Genomic DNA, 17,148 nt, shown 5'->3' on the forward strand with positions numbered 1-17,148 from the left:
GTCGGCGTCGGGTCAGAGGTGTTGCCTCGTGATGACGGTTATTGTCGGACCTGTCTGCTTTGATGGTGTCATGTCCTTGACCGCAACACCTTTGGTGACTGAGCTCAGTCCCAAGGAGCGCCTTGCGGTGTTGTTCGAACAGCTCGCGGAGCTGACCGGGCAACGCAACGCGATCGACGGCCGCATCGTGGACATCGTCGCAGAGATCGACCACGACGACCTGGCCGGCATGACTGGCGCGCGTTCCATCCCCGCCCTCATCGCCTGGAAGACCGGCACCTCACCACGCAACGCCGAAACCATCGCCACCATCGCGCACCGGCTCACCGAATTTCCCCAATGCGCAGACGGCCTACGAGCGGGCCGGTACTCACTGGATCAAGTCGGCGTCATCGCCGAACAGGCCTCCGCCGGATCCGACGAGCACTACGCCCAACTCGCCGCCAGCGCCACCGTCAACCAGTTGCGAACTGCGGTCAAGCTCGAACCGAAACCCGAACCCGAACCCGAACCGCCGTCCTCGTCGGTCACCAAAACCGTCGACCGACACGACTACACCACCTGGCGGATCCGGCTCTCGAAACTGCAGGCAGCGAAGTTCGATGCCGCCTTGGCCTCACATCAAGACGCCGTGGTCGCCGACTGGAAACACGACCACGACAACAGCACAGCAGAGCAGGCACCGCCGTTCCCGAACGCCGTCGACGGGTTCATCCACCTAATCGATGCGGGCTGGGACGCCGAGGCGACCCGACGGCCACAGGGCCAACGCACAACCGTCGTGGTTCACCTCGACCTCGATCGGCGTGTCGCCGGCCTGCATCTGGGCCCGCTACTCACCGACGACGAACGCCAATACCTGACCTGCGATGCCACCTGCGAAGCCTGGTTCGAACGCCGCGGACGTCTCATCGGCGCCGGACGGTCCACCCGCACCGTCAACCGCCGACTGCGCCGCGCACTCGAACACCGCGACCACTGCTGCGTGGTGCCCGGCTGCGGGGCCACCCGCGGTTTGCACGCCCACCACATCCGGCACTGGGAAAACGGCGGCCCCACCGACCTGGGCAATCTGGTGCTGGTCTGCCCCTTCCACCACCGGATGCATCACCGCGGAGACATCACCATCACCGGCCCCGCCCACCGCCTACTGGTCACCGACAACGAAGGCGAACCCCTCACCCCAGCATCCCTGGCCCACCCACCGACCACACCCCCACCACAAGTCCCACCCTATTCCGGACCGACCGGCGAACGCGCCCAATGGTGGTGGTACACCCCCTTTCAACCACAACCACCCCCGACCAGCTAGCCGCTGTTGCGCAGCGCCGTCGCCAAGCCGCTCATCGTCAGGAGAATCCCCCGCTGCACCAGTTCGTCTTCGTCACCGGAGCGGAAGCGGCGCAGCAGTTCAACCTGCAGGTGATTCAGCGGCTCCAGATACGGGAAGCGGTTGAACACCGAACGGGCCAGGGCCGGGTTGTCGGCGAGCAAATCGTCCTGGCCGGTGATGAGTTTGAGCATGGCGATGCTGCGGTCATGTTCGGCCAGGATCTTGTCGAACACCCGGCGGCGCAGTGCCTCGTCTTCCACCAGTTCCGCATACCGCGCGGCCAGGCCCATATCGGATTTGGCCATCACCTGCGCCATATTCGAGAGCACCGTGGCAAAAAACGGCCACCGTCGGTAGAGCTCTTGGAGCACCTCGAGGCGGCCCTCCCCGTCGGCCACCCAGTCCGCGAACGCCGTCCCGGTGCCATACCAACCGGGCAGCATCACCCGTGACTGACTCCAGGCCAACACCCACGGGATGGCGCGCAGATCCGAGATCGAGGTGGTGGGTTTTCGTGAGGTCGGCCTGCTACCGATATTCAGCGCGCCAATTTCGCTGACCGGTGTCGAGGCTTTGAAATATTCGACGAAACCCGGTGTCTCGTGCACCAATTCGGCGTAGGCCCGCTGGGCGCGGGCGGCGAGATCGTCGAGCACCTCGTACGCACTTTCGGCGAGGTCACCGAGGCCTTCGGTATCGAGCAGGGTCGACTCCAGGGTGGCGGCCAGCAGCGTCTCCAGGTTGCGGTGCGCGATCCGTGGCTCGGCATATTTGGCGGCAATCACCTCACCCTGTTCGGTGATGCGCAGCGACCCCTTCACCGCCCCCGGCGGCTGGGCCAGGATGGCGTCATAGCTGGGTCCGCCGCCGCGGCCGACGGTGCCACCGCGGCCGTGGAACAGCCGCATCCGGATACCGGTGGTGCTGGCCATCTCGACGAGATCCAACTCGGCCCGGTATAGCGCCCAGTTGGCCGCGAGGTAGCCGCCGTCCTTGTTCGAGTCGGAGTAGCCGAGCATGATTTCCTGGCTCTCACCACGGGCATGAACCAGGTCGCGATAGAGCGGAAGGCTCAACAGCGCCTCCATGATGGACGCGCCGCGTTGCAGGTCGTCGATCGTTTCGAACAGCGGCACGATGCCCACCGGGCAGTACGGGGAGGCACCGGAGGCGCCCCCAACCACGGAGAGCAGCCCCGCCTCTTTGAGCAGCAGCGCCGCTTCGAGCATGTCCGATACCGACTGGCACATGGAGATGATGTAGTTCGGCACGGCGTTGGGGCCGAAGACCTCGACCGCGCGGGCGGCGGCGCGCACGATGCCAAGCTCCTTGGTGGCCAGCTCGGACAGCTCGGCACCGTCACCGATCAGCGGTCGGCGGGTGCTCAACTCGGTGACGAGCAGATCGATACGTTCCTGCTCGGGCAGCGACGCATAGTCGTCGTGCACACCGGCCCAAGCCAGCAGCTCGGCCACCACCTCCTCGTGGATATCGGAGTTCTGCCGCATATCCAGCCCAGACAGGTGAAATCCGAAGACATGCACCGCTTCTCGCAGCCGGGCCAGCCGGTCATCGGCCAGGAGCGCGCTGCCGTTACCGCGCAACGACGCATCGACGCAGGCCAGGTCGGCTTCGAACTCCTCGGGCGCGTGGTAGCGGTCCATCCCGAGGTCAAGCTGATACTCGGGCTGACGGTCGAGGATCGCGCCCGCTGTCGCGGTCAGCCTGCCGTGGATCGCGCGCAGCACACGCCGGTACGGCTCGTCCGCCCGTGCCGGTTCCTGGCACAAATCCGCCAGCGCGGCCAGTTCATCGCTGACGGTGACCAGACGGGCCGACATGGACAGCTCTTCTTCCAGCGCGGTCAGCTCGATGAAGTACTGCGCAAACGCGGTGTACGCCGCGCTTCCGGTGGCCAGGCGCACCACCTCGCCGGTGACATTCGGGTTGCCGTCGCGGTCTCCACCTATCCATGATCCGGGCCGCAGGATGGGCTCCGGCAGTAGATCGGCGTCGGGCCAGCGAGCCCGCAGCGCTTCCCGGACCTCGGCATTGACCTGAGGGATAACCTCGAAGAACGCGGCCGGGTAGTACCTCAGGCCGGTCTCGATTTCGTCTTGGATCTTCAACCGCGACAACCGGATCAGCGCCGTCTGCCAGAGCATCAGGATCTGCCGTCGCAGTTCGTGTTCGATGTCGGCGCCGTCGTCGGTGTGGTGATGTCCCTTGGCCCGCAACCGCATCAACTGGGTGATCCGGTGCTGGGTGTCGAACACGGTGCGCCGACGGGTTTCGGTCGGGTGTGCGGTGATGACAGGCGAGACGAGGGCGCCGGTCAACGCATCGGCGACCGTTGCGGAGTCCAGATCGGCCGCATCGAGTTTGAGGTAGGTGGCGGCCAGGCTGCTGTGCTGCGGCGGCTCCCCCTCGGCGACGTGAATGGCACGCCGGCGTTCCCGGTGGATGTCCTCGGCGACATTGGCCAGGAGCGCGAAATGCGTGAAGGCCCGGATAACAGGGATCGCCCGCTTGGTGCCGATACCGTCGAACAGCGCCGCCAGCTCGGATCGGTCGATCTCCGAGCGCCGGACCCGAAACGACTCGACGCGGGCCCGCTCGACCAGATCGAAGATCTCGTCGCCGTTCTGTTCGCGGACAGTGTCGCCGAGTATCGCGCCGAGCAACCGGATGTCCTCGCGCATCGGTTCGGTCGCCTCGCGACCGACCTGGGTGCGACGGACGGCACCGATCGGTTCCAGGGCGGTGTCGGAACGCGTATCGGAAAGGTCTGCCATGGGATCAAGTATCGACGCACCCTGAATCTGTCGCAGTGCGAGGGCCGCTGCGGCAGTGCCGGTGACGTGACAGAAACACCGTCAACACCATCGATCTCGCGCAGCCATGAGCGTCGGCGATCCCGGTCGACGACAAGTACGCCTATCGTGGCGGCTGGAAAACGAACTCGGCAGCCTCACCAACGGTAAGGCCGCCTATTTCACGGTTCGATGCGGGTCAGGCGTATTTGATCTGCAGGCCGACGCCGACGATCGACACCAACCAGATACCGACCACGAACAGCGTGAGGCGGTCGAGGTTTTTCTCCACCACGGTCGACCCGGACAGGCTGGACTGGACACCGCCACCGAACAGCGTGGACAGGCCGCCACCTTTGGCACGGTGCAGCAGCACCAACAACATCAGCAGCACGCTGGTGACGATCAGCATGATGTCCAAAGCCAATTCCATGGCCGCAAGACTACAGGCCGGGACCGCCTGTTACGGAATCGGCCCACCTGCGGCGATTGCGGAGAGAATGGCGAACTGCTCGCCATCGAGCGAGGCGCCGCCGACCAGAGCGCCGTCGACATCTTTCTGCCCGACAATTTCGCCGACGTTCTTGGCGCTGACCGAACCGCCATAGAGAACGCGGACCGTATCGGCGATGGCGGGGGTCGCCAGCTGGCCGAGTTCGGCCCTGATCGCCGCGCAGACTTCCTGCGCGTCGGCGGCGCTGGCCACCCGCCCGGTGCCGATCGCCCAGACCGGCTCGTAGGCGATGACGCTTGCACCGATCTGTTCGGCGGACAACCCGGCCAACGAGCCCTTGAGCTGGTTGACGTTGTAGGCCACATGCTCGCCCGCCTCGCGGATGTCCAAGCCTTCGCCGATGCAGATGATCGGCGTCAGGCCATGCTTGAGCGCGGCCGCCGCTTTCGCGGCGACCAGCGCGTCATCCTCGTGGTGATAGGTGCGGCGCTCGGAGTGCCCGACGACGGCGAACGTACAGCCCAACTTGGCCAGGAACGTGCCGCTGATCTCGCCGGTATAGGCACCGGAGTCGAACTGCGAGACATCCTGGGCGCCGTAGGTCAGGCGCAGCTTGTCGCCGTCGACGAGCGTCTGCACGCTGCGCAGATCGGTGAACGGCGGGATGACGGTGACGTCGACCTTGTCGAAGTACTTGTCGGGCAACGAGAATGCGATCTTCTGCACCAGAGCGATGGCCTCGAAATGGTTGAGGTTCATCTTCCAGTTGCCCGCGATCAGCGGCTTACGTGACACGGAACTCCTAGGTGCTACTGCAGTATTTGGATGCCGGGCAGCGTCTTGCCCTCAAGGTATTCCAGTGAGGCGCCGCCGCCGGTCGAGATGTGCGAGAAACCCTCATCCGGGAGCCCCAGCTGCCGGACCGCGGCCGCGGAATCACCTCCGCCGACGACGCTGAACGCGCCCTTGGCCGTTGCCCCGATGATCGCCTCGGCGACACCCTTCGTGCCCGCGGCGTACGCGGGGAACTCGAAGACACCCATCGGGCCGTTCCAGAACACCGTCTTGGCATTCGACAGCAACGCCGAAAACCGCTTGACCGACTCGGGGCCGATATCCAGCCCCATCCAGCCGTCGGGGATCTTGCCCGCCGAGACCGTTTCCGGTGGCGAATCTGCGGCGAACTTCTCGGCCACGACGATATCCACCGGCAGGTGGATGACGTCGCCGTAGGTCTCCAGCAGGGTGCGGCAGGTGTCGATCATCTCTTCCTGGCACAGCGATGAGCCGACCGAAAACCCTTGGGCGGCAAGGAAGGTGAAGCACATGCCGCCGCCGATGATCAGACTGTCGGCCTTGGTGGCCAGGTTCTCGATGACCGCCAGCTTGTCGGACACCTTGGACCCACCGAGCACCACCGCGTAAGGCCGTTCAGTGGAACTGGTCAGCTGCGCCAAGACCTCGACCTCGGCCGCCACCAAGGTGCCCGCGTAATGCGGCAGCAGGGTGGCGACGTCGTAGACCGACGCCTGTTTGCGGTGCACCACACCAAAGCCGTCCGAGACGAACGCCCCGGCCCCTCCGTCTGCGGACCGGACCAGTTCACTCAGCGCCTTCGCCAGCGCCAACCGTTCCGCGTCGTCTTTCGACGTCTCGCGGGGGTCGAACCGGATGTTCTCCAGCAGCAGGATGTCGCCGTCGGTGAGGCCCTCGGCGCGCGCGAGCGCGTCGGTGCCGACGACGTCACCGGCCAGCTGGACATGCCGGCCCAGCGCTTCGCCGAGCGCGGCGGCGACCGGAGCCAGGGAGTATTTCGGTTCCGGGCCGCCCTTGGGCCGGCCAAGGTGCGCGGTGACCACGACTTTGGCGCCGGCATCCGAAAGCGCCTTCAGCGTGGGCACCGATGCGATGATGCGGCCGGGGTCAGTGATCTTGCCCGCATCGTCGAGGGGGACGTTCAGATCGGAGCGCACCAGGACGCCCCGACCTTCCACCCCCTCGGCGAGCAGTTCTGCCAGTGTCGGAACTGCCATGGCTAGAGCGACTTACCGACCAGCGCAACCAGATCCACGAGGCGGTTGGAGTAGCCCCACTCGTTGTCATACCAGGAGACGACCTTGGCCTGGTTGTCGATGACCTTGGTCAGGCCCGAGTCGAAGATCGAGCTGTGCGGATCGGTGACGATGTCGCTCGACACGATCGGCGCGTCGTAGTACTTGAGGATGCCCTTGAGCTTGCCCTCGGCCGCGGCCTTGAGCGCGGCGTTGATCTCGTCGGCGGTTCCGGCCTTGGCCAGTTCCACAGTCAGGTCGGTCACCGAGCCGGTGGGGATCGGCACCCGCAGCGCGTAACCGTCAAGCTTGCCCTTGAGCTCAGGCATGACCAGGCCGATGGCCTTGGCGGCGCCAGTCGAGGTGGGCACGATGTTCAGCGCAGCGGCGCGGGCGCGGCGCAGATCGCTGTGCGGGCCGTCCTGCAGGTTCTGGTCCTGGGTGTAGGCGTGGATGGTGGTCATCAGGCCCTTGACGATGCCGAACTCGTCGTTGAGGACCTTGACCAGCGGGCCCAGGCAGTTCGTGGTGCAGGAGGCGTTGGAGATGATGTTCTGGCTGCCGTCGTACTTGTCGTCATTGACGCCGATCACGATGGTGATGTCGGGGTCGGTGGCCGGGGCGGAGATGATGACCTTCTTGGCGCCCGCGTCCAGGTGTCCCTTCGCCTTGGCGGCGTTGGTGAAGATGCCGGTCGATTCAACGACGACATCGACCCCTAAATCACCCCAGGGCAGCTCCGACGGGCCGGCCTTGACCTCGAGGGCCTTGATCTTGGTGTCGCCCACGACGATGACGTCGTCGCCCTCGAGGCTGACGTCGTAGGGCAGCCGACCCAGGATCGAATCGAACTTCAGCAGGTGCGCCAGTGTGGCGTTGTCCGTCAGGTCGTTGACCGCGACAATCTCGATATCGGCGTTCTTGCCGAGGGCCTTCTGCGCGTCCAATGCCCTGAAGAAGTTGCGCCCGATACGGCCGAAACCGTTAACGCCTACCCGGATCGTCACTTGTCTCTCTCCCTCTGATTTCGCATGCCAATTCGCATGATGTAACTGCTCGTCAACCAGCCTAGTGTCCTGCCATCGGCGTCGCGCGGGCTGGTTGATGAACAATCCCAACGTGCGGTGAAGGATTACTTCGCGCTCGGTGGGGTACCCCGGGCGGGTGTTAGTCGCGCAAATCGACATCTGCAATCCCGATAAAGTGCTGTTCCCGGACAGTGATGCCAGCTCGAACAGCGGCGCGGGGCTGACGAAACGCGATCTCGCCGAGTACTACGCGTCGGTCGCTTCGGTGATGCTCCCGCACCTCACGGACCGACCGATCAGCATGCAGCGGTTCCCCGACGGCATCGACAACGGCGGCTTTTACGAGAAGAAAGTGCCGTCGCACTTCCCTGACTGGATGGACACCGCCGAGGTGCACACCGCCGATGGCCCGCAGTCCCAAGTGACCATCAGCAATGCCCGATCGCTTGTCTACCTGGCCAATCAAGGATGCATCACGCCGCATACGTGGCTCAGCCGGACCCGCGCCCTTGATCGTCCCGACCAGCTGGTCTTCGATCTGGACCCGTCGGTCGACGATCTGGCCATGCTGCGGCGGGCCACCAAGATGACCGGTGAACTGCTCGACGAGATCGGCCTGACCTCGTATCTGAAATCATCCGGTTCCCGCGGTTACCACGTGGTCGTGCCGCTACGGCCGCAGTCGGTATTCGACGACACTCGGGCTTTCGCCCTTGCGGTGGCCGAACAGTTGACCCGCCGAGCACCAGACCTGCTGACAACCGAGCACCGCACGAACAGTCGCGGTAACCGGGTGTACATCGACGTCATCCGCAACAGTTTCGGTCAGACGCTGGTACCCCCGTACGCGGTCCGGGCTCGGCCCGGCGGTCCGGTGTCCACTCCGATGGAGTGGTACGAGTTGGACCGTCTGGAGCCGGGTGAGTACACGATCACGAACCTGCGCCGACGACTCTCGACGCGAGGCGACCCATGGAACGGTATTCGCCGGCGCGCCCACGGCTTGACCAAGGCCAGTGAAAAGTTGGCACGCCTGCGCTGAGATCTCGCACTGGCGCAGCGTGCGCCGGGGTTAGGTGTCCTCGAGCAGTTCGGCTGTGACGGCCGACTCCGTATCGGGGATTCCATCCTGTTTGGCCTTGCGGTCGGCCATCGACAGTAGCCGCCGGATTCGGCCTGCCACAGCATCTTTCGTCATCGGCGGCTCGGCGAGGCGACCAAGCTCTTCCAGCGAGGCCTGCCGGTGTTCAACGCGAAGCCGGCCTGCTGCCGACAGATGGTCGGGCACGGTGTCACCGAGGATGTGCAACGCCCGCTCCACCCGGGCCGCCGCGGCGACCGCCGCCCGCGCTGACCGGCGTAGGTTGGCGTCGTCAAAATTGGCCAGACGGTTGGCGGTGGCCCGGACCTCGCGGCGCATCCGGCGCTCTTCCCAGGTCAACCTGGTGTCTTGCGCACCCATCCGGGTCAGCAGCGCTCCGATGGCTTCGCCATCGCGGACGACCACCCGGTCGGCTCCGCGCACTTCTCTGGCTTTGGCGCTGACCCCGAGCCTGCGGGCGGCACCGACCAGGGCAAGCGCGGCCTCCGGTCCAGGGCAACTGACCTCCAGCGCCGAAGAACGACCCGGTTCGGTCAACGACCCGTGGGCCAGGAACGCACCGCGCCACGCAGCCTCGGCGTCGCCGACGCTGCCGCCGACCACCTGGGCCGGCAATCCGCGTACGGGCCGTCCCCGCAGATCGAGCAGCCCGGTCTGACGGGCCAGCGCCTCCCCGTCCTTGGCCACCCGCACGACGTATCGCGTGCTCTTGCGGATCCCGCTGGCAGACAACACATGCACGACGGCGTTGTATCCGTAGAGATCGAAAATATCTTTGCGCAGCCGCCGCGCGATGATGCCGAGATCGACTTCGGCTTCCACCACCACCCGGCCGGACACGATGTGCAGGCCGCCGGCGAATCGCAGCAGTGACGCGACCTCCGCGCGCCGGGCGCTCACCGAGTTGACTACCAGCCGGCTCAGTTCGTCCTTCACCTCAGCCGTCATCGCCACGGATCGTCACCTCTCGGTCCACTCAGACTCGGTCCATCCACGCCAGGGGCTGCCGTCGGCGCATCAGATGCTCCCGGCACGGCCCCCCGGACGCGCACTGCTTCAAGTGCCGCCGCCAATTTCGCCGGATCATGTAAAGGTGTACCAGGTCTGGACACGTCAGCAAACTGAACTTGAGCATCGAGCATGCTTGCCGTCCGCTGAAGCTGTTCGCGTTCGCGACCGCCGGATACCCGCGCGGCGTCAACAATAATCTCGTGCACGGTGAATTCGGGCGCATGCGCGGCGAGCACATGCAGGTGCCGTTCGGCGGAGAAGTCCGCCGTCTCCCCCGGTTCCGCTGCCAGGTTCAGCACCAGCGCCCGGCGCGCGGTCGTCGCATTCAGCGCCGAAACGAGCTCCGGCACCAACACGTGCGGAATGACACTGGTGAACCACGACCCCGGTCCGAGCACCACCAGATCGGCGGCCATGATTGCGTCCACGGCCTGTCGGGTGGCAGGTGGATTACCGGGGAGCAGCCGGACCCGGCGTACCTTGCCCGGCGTGGACGCGATGGCCACCTGACCGCGAATCACCCGGCTCATCCTGGGGTCGGATTCCAGTCCGGCCACATCGGCTTCGATTTCCAGGGCGATCGGGCACATCGGCAACACCCGGCCCTTGACACCGAGGATCCGGCCCAGTTCGTCAAGGGCGGCCACCGGATCGGCCAACACTTCGTTGAGCCCGGCCAGGATCAGGTTGCCGATCGGATGACCCGCCAGCGCACCGCTGCCACCGAATCTGTGCTGGATGATGGTGGCCCACAGCCGGCCGTGCGGACTGTCAGATGCCAAGGCCGCCAAGGCCATTCGAAGATCGCCCGGTGGCACCACATCGAGCTCGCTGCGCAGGCGACCCGAGGATCCGCCGTCATCGGCGACGGTGACCACGGCCGTCACATGCGGCGTAAGCCGCCGCGCTGCGGACAGTGTGGCGTACAGGCCATGCCCACCGCCCAATGCGACGATGCGTGAACTTTCTGCAGGGCTCACTCGCGGCCCAGATCCCGGTGCAGCGCGCGCACCGACAGCCGACCGTTGGTCTGCAGACGCGCGGCAAGGGCTTCGGCGATTGCCACACTGCGGTGCTTGCCGCCGGTGCACCCGATGGCGACGGTCATGTAGCGCTTACCTTCCCGGCGATAGCCTTCGATTACCAGGCCCAGCAGATCGTGGTACGTGTCGAGGAACTTCTCCGCGCCCGGCTGACCGAGCACGTAGTCGCGGACCGCAGGATGCTGACCGGTATGCGGACGCAGGTCGTCGACCCAGTGCGGATTGGGCAGGAACCGGACGTCCATCACCATGTCGGCGTCCATCGGCAGCCCGTACTTGAAGCCGAAGGACTCCACCGTCACGCTGGTTTCGGCGACGGTCTCGCTGCCGAACGCCTGCTCAATACTGGCCCGCAGCGCCGGGACCGGCAGGCTGGACGTGTCGATCACCAGATCGGCGACGGCCCGCACCGGTGCCAACATCACCCGCTCGGCAGCGATACCTTCTGCCAGTGTCAGACCGGCCTGCAGTGGATGGCTGCGCCGGTTCTGTTCGTAACGCCGCACCAGGATGTCGTCGGAGGCCTCAAGAAACAGCACCTGCGGCGCAATACCGCGGGTGGCCAGTTCCATCCGCACCGAGTCAAGATCGCCGGTGAAACCCTTGGAACGAGCATCCATGACGACCGCGAGCTGGGTGATACGGGATCCGGCCGCCAAGCCCAGATCGACCATCCTGGTGATCAATTCGGGCGGCAGGTTGTCGGCGACATACCAGCCGAGGTCCTCGAGCACCTTCGCGGCGGTGCCGCGGCCCGCGCCGGAAAGCCCGGTAACCAGAACCACATCGATACCCGGGTCGGTGTCGGCGCCGGTATCGCCCGAGTCACTATCCTGCGTCACTTCGCCTGTGTTGTCTGTCATCCCGATGCCCGTTCGGCAACATCATCATCGCGTACCTCGGTCGCCTGTGGGGCCGATACCACCAATTCCCGACCATTCTCGGCCGGCTGAGCTTCACCATTCTGCGGCGGCTCCGGTGCTGAACCGAGTGCGGTCAGCACTGCCGCCGCGGTGGCCACGCCGATACCTGGTACTGCGGTGATCTCCTCGACCGTTGCCTGCTTGAGTCGGGCGACCGACCCGAAATGCGTGACCAGTGCCTTACGTCGATGCTCACCGAGACCCGGTACCGAATCCAGCGCGGAGGCAGTCATCCGTTTCGACCGCTTGCTGCGGTGGTAGGTGATGGCGAATCGATGGGCCTCATCGCGCACCCGTTGCAGCAGATAAAGGCCCTCGCTGTTGCGCGGCATGATCACCGGGTCCGGCTCGCCAGGGACCCACACCTCTTCGAGTCGCTTGGCCAGCCCGATCACGGCGACATCGGTCACCCCCAGCTCTTCCAGGACCGCGGCCGCGGCGTTGACCTGAGGTGCGCCGCCGTCCACGACGTAGAGGTTGGGCGGGTAGGCAAATTTGCGTGACTTACCTTCTGGGGCAAGCTCTTCGGGATGTTCGCGGTCCTGCACGTGTCGCCAGAACCGGCGTCGGGTGACCTCGGCGATGGACCCCACGTCGTCGGATTTTCCGTCACCGGCCGCCTCCTTGATGGCGTAATGGCGATAGTCCGATTTGCGTGCCAGCCCATCTTCGAAGACCACCAGCGAAGCGACGACATCGGTGCCTTGCACGTGGCTGATATCGACACATTCGATCCGAAGCGGGGCATCTGCTAGCCCAAGCGCATCCTGAATGCCCTGCAGCGCAGCAGATCTGGCGTTGAAATCACCGGCGCGGCGGAGCTTGTGCTGCTGCAGGGCCTCCTGCGCGTTGCGGTAGACCGTCTCGGCAAGGGCCTTTTTGTCGCCGCGCTGCGGCACGCGTAAGGCGACCCGGGAGCCACGCAGCCCGGCCAACCAGCTGGCCAGTTCCTCGGAGTTGGGCGGCAAAGATGGCACCAGCACCTCCCGGGGTACCGGGTTGGTGGATTCGTCCCCACCGTCGTCGGCGGCACCGCCAAATTCGGCCTGATCTCCGTAGAACTGTGTGATGAACTGCTCGACCAGTTGAGCTTCACCGGAATCACCAGGATCGGCCGCCTTTTCGACGATCCAGCCACGCTGTCCGCGGACCCGACCGCCACGGACGTGGAACACCTGCACCGCCGCTTCGAGATCATCGTCGGCAAAAGCGACCACGTCGGCGTCGGTTCCGTCACCGAGCACGACCGTCTGCTTCTCCAACGCCCGCCGAAGCGCGCCCAAGTCATCTCGCAACCGGGCCGCGCGCTCGAAGTTGAGTTCTTCGGCCGCATCGGTCATCTGATGTTCCAGTTCGCGGGCGAACCGGTCGGTCTTACCCGAGAGGAAATCGCAGAAGTCCTCGACGATTTTGCGGTGTTCCTGTGCGGTGACCCTCCCCACACACGGCGCCGAACATTTGTCGATGTAGCCGAGCAGGCAGGGTCGGTCGATCTGGCTGTGCCGCTTGAACACTCCTGACGAACAGGTGCGAGCCGGGAAGACGCGGGTCAACAAGTCGAGGGTCTCGCGAATGGCCCATGCATGGGAGTACGGCCCAAAATAGCGCACGCCTTTTCGACGCGGGCCGCGGTAGACGAACAACCGGGGGTATTCGTCGTTGAGCGTGACCGCCAGCACCGGGTAGGACTTGTCGTCGCGATAGCGGACGTTGAACCGAGGATCAAATTCCTTGATCCAGTTGTATTCGAGCTGCAGCGCCTCGACCTCGGTGCCGACCACGGTCCACTCGACCTTGGCCGCGGTGGTCACCATCTGCCTGGTACGCGGATGCAGAGCAGACAGATCCTGGAAATACGACGTCAGCCTGCTGCGGAGATTTTTGGCTTTCCCGACGTAGATGACCCGGCCATGCGGGTCCCTGAACCGATAGACGCCGGGTTCCACGGGTATGGACCCGGGCGCGGGCCGGTACGTCGATGGATCGGGCACGCTCCCAGATTAGTACCGAGCGACGACAGCTCCCTACCGATCAGGGCCGGTACCGCGCCACCAAGGCCCGAACGGTGTCCATTGCATCGACGGCTCGGTCCTTGTCGATTGCCTGGATGGCCATCACAGGGACGTACTCGTCGTCGGGCAGATCGACCCGCGCCCAACGCGCGCCGAGCGGAAATGAGACATCCACCACATCGGCCCATGGAATCAGTTTGTCGCCCAACAGGTTCCGTACCGACAGCCCCTCGGCGCCGACACGTAACCGCGGCCTGGCCAACAGCAAGATCAACCCCGCGAGGATAAGACCCAGAATCGCGAACGCGACCTGATCGGCGGTCTGGAACACCACGCCGGTCGATTTGATCTTGAGCAGGAATCCGATCGCGATATGCGCGAGCAGGATGATGGCCGCCGCCCCATAGGCGAAATACGGCGTCAGGCGCGGACGCACAGTGACATCCCAGGCAGGTGAGACGGTGGAGTCCGTCACCGGGCGGCGCGCAGACTGCGCAGTGTCAGCGCAGTGCTCAGCGCCGCGGCCACCGCCTGCGCGCCTTTGTCCTCGGCCGAACCCGGCAGTCCCGCACGATCCAGTGCCTGCTCTTCGGTGTTGGTGGTGAGCACGCCATTGGCCACCGGTGTCGACTCGTCGAGAGAAACCCGGGTCAGTCCCTGGGTGACCGCATCGCAGACATAGTCGAAATGCGGCGTCTGACCGCGGATCACCACACCGAGGGCCACCACGGCGTCATGATCGCGAGCGAGTTCCTGGGCGATCACCGGGATTTCGATGGCACCCAATACCCGAACCACCGTCGGTTCGGCGATACCGTCGCCCTTGGCGGTCCGCAATGCACCGTCGAGCAGGGCGTCGCAGATCTGGGTGTGCCAGGTGCTGGCGACAATCGCCAGGGACAACTCACCGGCGTCCAGGTCGGGCATCTCTGGAACGCCTGCGCCTCCACTCATTTGGTCGGCTCCGCCGCCTGGGCCCTCATCACGGTCGGCTCCGCCGCCGCCTGGCTGCCTGGGCTCCGGTCACCCAGTAAGTACTCTGCTTCGGCGTAATCGTCCATCGTTACCGACTCGTCGTAATCGTCCAGCCCGCTTAGATCGTGACCCATCCGGTCGCGTTTGGTCATCAGGTAGCGGATGTTCTCGGAGTTCGCACGCACTGGCAATGGAACCCGCTCGATGATGTGCAAACCGTAGCCATCCAACCCGACGCGCTTGGCGGGGTTGTTGGTCAGCAGTCGCATGGAGCGAATACCCAGATCGACCAGGATCTGGGCGCCGATCCCGTAGTCCCGGGCGTCCGCGGGCAAGCCCAGCTTGAGGTTCGCATCGACAGTGTCATCGCCGGCGTCCTGCAACTGGTAGGCCTGCAGTTTGTGCATCAGTCCGATACCGCGGCCCTCATGCCCACGCATGTAGAGCACCACGCCGCGCCCCTCGCGTGCCACCATCGCCATCGCCGCGTCCAACTGGGGTCCGCAGTCGCAACGTCGGGACCCGAAAACATCGCCGGTCAGGCACTCGGAGTGCACGCGCACCAGGACGTCGTGGCCATCGCTGTTCGGTCCGGAGAGCTCACCGCGGACCAGCGCGACATGTTCGACGTCCTCGTAGATGCTCTTGTAGCCGACAGCGCGGAACTCACCGTGGCGGGTGGGGATCCGCGCCTCAGCAATGCGTTCGATGTGCTTCTCGTGTTTGCGTCGCCACTCGATCAGGTCCGCGATGGAGATCAGCGCGAGGTTGTGCTCGTCGGCGAAGACCCTCAGCTCGTCGGTCTGCGCCATGGCGCCTTCGTCCTTCTGGCTGACGATCTCGCAGATCGCGCCCGCAGGATTCAGTCCGGCCAGGCGGGCCAGGTCAACGGCGGCCTCGGTGTGCCCGGGGCGACGCAACACGCCACCGTCCTTGGCACGCAACGGCACCACGTGTCCGGGTCGGGTGAACTCCTCAGCGACGCTGGTGGGGTCGGCGAGCAGCCGCATCGTGGTGGCGCGGTCCGACGCCGAGATCCCGGTACCAACACCCCGCTTCGCGTCGACCGTGACGGTGTAGGCGGTGCCGTGCTTGTCCTGGTTGACCGCATACATCGGCAGCAGGCCCAGCTTGTCGCAGACATCGCCGTCGAGAGGGACGCAGAGATAGCCCGAGGTGTAACGGACCATGAACGCCACCAGCTCCGGCGTGGCCTTCTCTGCGGCGAAGATCAGATCGCCCTCGTTCTCGCGGTCCTCGTCGTCGACTACGACAACGGCCTTGCCCGCGGCGATATCGGCGATCGCCCGCTCGACGGTGTCCAGCCTCGTCATCCTTGCCGCCTGCCCATTTCCGCTGGGTTCCACCAGGGAATCCCAAGTGATGCTGCTTTCAGACAGTATGAACCACTACAAGCGCCGGGTTATTGCCCGTCCTGTTCAGCGGCCCAGTTCGGGACTGCCGGGCCACCCCGAAATGCGGATATCTGCAGGCCAGGTGATGGTGCACAGATCCGGCGGATCTGTGTGACGTACGTGACAGGACGGACGCGCCGAGCGTACTGTCGATGGTCTCGCTGGCAGCCATGAAGAAAGCGTTGTGGCTTGGCCCAGCCCGACCAGACCGTCGCGAAACTGAGCAGCCACGATCCCGTCTGTGTCGGTCCCTTGATCGACGCCGAGCAGGCCGCCCAGTCATTGCTCGACTATGAACTGGCCGCACTGCCGGTGGTCGACGAACAACGCACGCTGCTGGGTGTGCTCACCGCCGACACGGCGGCCGACATCATCGAAACCGAAGCGACCCGGGACGCCGAACGCCAGGGCGGTTCGGAACCTCTCGAAGTCCCCTACCTTCGCGCCTCGCCATTTCGGTTGTGGCGCAAACGAATTGTGTGGTTGCTCGTGCTGTTCGTGGCCGAGGCCTACACCGGCACGGTGTTGCGGGCGTTCGAGGACGAGCTCGAGGCCGTCGTCGCCTTGGCGTTCTTCATCCCGCTCCTGATCGGAACGGGCGGCAACACCGGCACCCAGATCACCACAACGCTGTTGCCCGCCATGGGAACCGGACAGGTGCGGCTGCGCGACCTGCCCCGAATCCTGGCCAAGGAAGTAGCGACGGGCTTCTTCATCACCGCCGTGATCCGCGCGTGGACCCTCGGTGTCGGCCCGCAGGTCACCGTCACCCTGTCGCTGACGGTCGCGGCGATCGTGCTCTGGGCATCGATCGTGGCATCGGTGCTGCCGCCGCTGCTCAAGAAGTGCCGGGTGGATCCGGCGGTGGTGTCGGGGCCGATGATCGCCACGATCGTCGACGGCACCGGGCTGATCATCTACTTCCTGATCGCGCACGCGACGCTGCCCCAGCTCGCGGGGCTCTAGTTACCTGTGCTGGTGCTTGTGT

The 17,148-nt window shown here is 65.3% G+C and carries 14 protein-coding genes and 1 pseudogene; 3 read left to right on the forward strand and 12 right to left on the reverse strand.

Features of this window, described 5'->3' with window-relative positions; all coding sequences use genetic code 11:
- Positions 1–70 precede the first annotated feature (70 nt).
- Positions 71–1,312, forward strand: coding sequence for an HNH endonuclease signature motif containing protein (locus ADBZ9O_RS20510; protein ID WP_526524766.1), 1,242 nt, complete (start codon positions 71–73; stop codon positions 1,310–1,312).
- Here the strand turns inward: ADBZ9O_RS20510 and ppc are convergent.
- The 5 genes from ppc to gap all read right to left on the reverse strand — a co-directional run bounded on the left by ppc (position 1,309) and on the right by gap (position 7,658).
- A complete protein-coding gene (ppc, locus tag ADBZ9O_RS20515) occupies positions 1,309–4,128 on the reverse strand; it encodes a phosphoenolpyruvate carboxylase (protein WP_526524767.1) in 2,820 nt (939 codons plus the stop codon). The genes ADBZ9O_RS20510 and ppc overlap by 4 nt on opposite strands.
- A gap of 217 nt (positions 4,129–4,345) precedes the next feature.
- On the reverse strand, positions 4,346–4,579 hold the full coding sequence (gene secG, locus ADBZ9O_RS20520; RefSeq protein ID WP_526524768.1) for a preprotein translocase subunit SecG: 234 nt from the start codon (positions 4,577–4,579) through the stop codon (positions 4,346–4,348).
- A 30-nt stretch (positions 4,580–4,609) separates the two neighbouring features.
- Complete coding sequence (gene tpiA, locus ADBZ9O_RS20525) at positions 4,610–5,395, reverse strand: triose-phosphate isomerase (RefSeq protein ID WP_526524769.1); 786 nt, start codon at positions 5,393–5,395, stop codon at positions 4,610–4,612.
- A 14-nt stretch (positions 5,396–5,409) separates the two neighbouring features.
- Positions 5,410–6,633 carry a phosphoglycerate kinase gene (locus ADBZ9O_RS20530; protein ID WP_526524770.1) on the reverse strand — a complete coding sequence of 408 codons (1,224 nt, stop codon included), beginning with the start codon at positions 6,631–6,633 and terminating at the stop codon, positions 5,410–5,412.
- Between the two features lie 2 nt (positions 6,634–6,635).
- Positions 6,636–7,658, reverse strand: coding sequence for a type I glyceraldehyde-3-phosphate dehydrogenase (gap, locus tag ADBZ9O_RS20535; protein ID WP_526524771.1), 1,023 nt, complete (start codon positions 7,656–7,658; stop codon positions 6,636–6,638).
- A 157-nt stretch (positions 7,659–7,815) separates the two neighbouring features.
- On the opposite strand from gap, the gene ligD reads away from it, so the two are divergent.
- A complete protein-coding gene (ligD, locus tag ADBZ9O_RS20540; RefSeq protein WP_526524772.1) occupies positions 7,816–8,721 on the forward strand; it encodes a non-homologous end-joining DNA ligase in 906 nt (301 codons plus the stop codon).
- Positions 8,722–8,751: 30 nt separating this feature from the next.
- Here ligD and whiA read toward each other — a convergent pair whose 3' ends face one another.
- From whiA to ADBZ9O_RS20575, 7 genes are read right to left on the reverse strand one after another with little or no spacing between them, the layout of a single operon-like run.
- Positions 8,752–9,735: a DNA-binding protein WhiA gene (whiA, locus tag ADBZ9O_RS20545; protein ID WP_526524773.1), complete on the reverse strand. Its 984-nt coding sequence runs from the start codon at positions 9,733–9,735 to the stop codon at positions 8,752–8,754.
- Positions 9,726–10,748 carry a uridine diphosphate-N-acetylglucosamine-binding protein YvcK gene (yvcK, locus tag ADBZ9O_RS20550; protein ID WP_526533338.1) on the reverse strand — a complete coding sequence of 341 codons (1,023 nt, stop codon included), beginning with the start codon at positions 10,746–10,748 and terminating at the stop codon, positions 9,726–9,728. The genes whiA and yvcK overlap by 10 nt, the downstream gene beginning before the upstream one ends.
- Positions 10,749–10,768: 20 nt before the next feature.
- Positions 10,769–11,698: an RNase adapter RapZ gene (gene rapZ / locus ADBZ9O_RS20555; protein ID WP_526524774.1), complete on the reverse strand. Its 930-nt coding sequence runs from the start codon at positions 11,696–11,698 to the stop codon at positions 10,769–10,771.
- On the reverse strand, positions 11,695–13,749 hold the full coding sequence (gene uvrC / locus ADBZ9O_RS20560; protein ID WP_526524775.1) for an excinuclease ABC subunit UvrC: 2,055 nt from the start codon (positions 13,747–13,749) through the stop codon (positions 11,695–11,697). The genes rapZ and uvrC overlap by 4 nt, the downstream gene beginning before the upstream one ends.
- Positions 13,750–13,789: 40 nt before the next feature.
- Complete coding sequence (locus tag ADBZ9O_RS20565) at positions 13,790–14,245, reverse strand: PH domain-containing protein (RefSeq protein WP_526524776.1); 456 nt, start codon at positions 14,243–14,245, stop codon at positions 13,790–13,792.
- Positions 14,242–14,724, reverse strand: coding sequence for a 6,7-dimethyl-8-ribityllumazine synthase (gene ribH, locus ADBZ9O_RS20570; protein ID WP_526524777.1), 483 nt, complete (start codon positions 14,722–14,724; stop codon positions 14,242–14,244). The genes ADBZ9O_RS20565 and ribH overlap by 4 nt, the downstream gene beginning before the upstream one ends.
- Complete coding sequence (locus tag ADBZ9O_RS20575; protein WP_526524778.1) at positions 14,721–16,079, reverse strand: bifunctional 3,4-dihydroxy-2-butanone-4-phosphate synthase/GTP cyclohydrolase II; 1,359 nt, start codon at positions 16,077–16,079, stop codon at positions 14,721–14,723. Before ADBZ9O_RS20575 ends, ribH begins: the two co-directional genes overlap by 4 nt.
- A gap of 270 nt (positions 16,080–16,349) precedes the next feature.
- Between ADBZ9O_RS20575 and ADBZ9O_RS20580 the strand changes: the two are divergent.
- Positions 16,350–17,126 (forward strand): annotated as a pseudogene (locus ADBZ9O_RS20580) (magnesium transporter); the annotation flags it as partial.
- Positions 17,127–17,148: the final 22 nt, after the last annotated feature.

The organism is Mycobacterium sp. (assembly GCF_965229105.1).
Taxonomy (GTDB): domain Bacteria; phylum Actinomycetota; class Actinomycetes; order Mycobacteriales; family Mycobacteriaceae; genus Mycobacterium.

Coding starts and splice junctions, on each gene's coding strand:
- ADBZ9O_RS20510 (WP_526524766.1), top strand. CDS start 71: ATGTCCTTGACCGCAACACCTTTGGTGACTGAGCTCAGTCCCAAGGAG.
- ppc (WP_526524767.1), bottom strand. CDS start 4,128: ATGGCAGACCTTTCCGATACGCGTTCCGACACCGCCCTGGAACCGATC.
- secG (WP_526524768.1), bottom strand. CDS start 4,579: ATGGAATTGGCTTTGGACATCATGCTGATCGTCACCAGCGTGCTGCTG.
- ADBZ9O_RS20530 (WP_526524770.1), bottom strand. CDS start 6,633: ATGGCAGTTCCGACACTGGCAGAACTGCTCGCCGAGGGGGTGGAAGGT.
- rapZ (WP_526524774.1), bottom strand. CDS start 11,698: ATGACAGACAACACAGGCGAAGTGACGCAGGATAGTGACTCGGGCGAT.
- ribH (WP_526524777.1), bottom strand. CDS start 14,724: ATGAGTGGAGGCGCAGGCGTTCCAGAGATGCCCGACCTGGACGCCGGT.
- ADBZ9O_RS20575 (WP_526524778.1), bottom strand. CDS start 16,079: ATGACGAGGCTGGACACCGTCGAGCGGGCGATCGCCGATATCGCCGCG.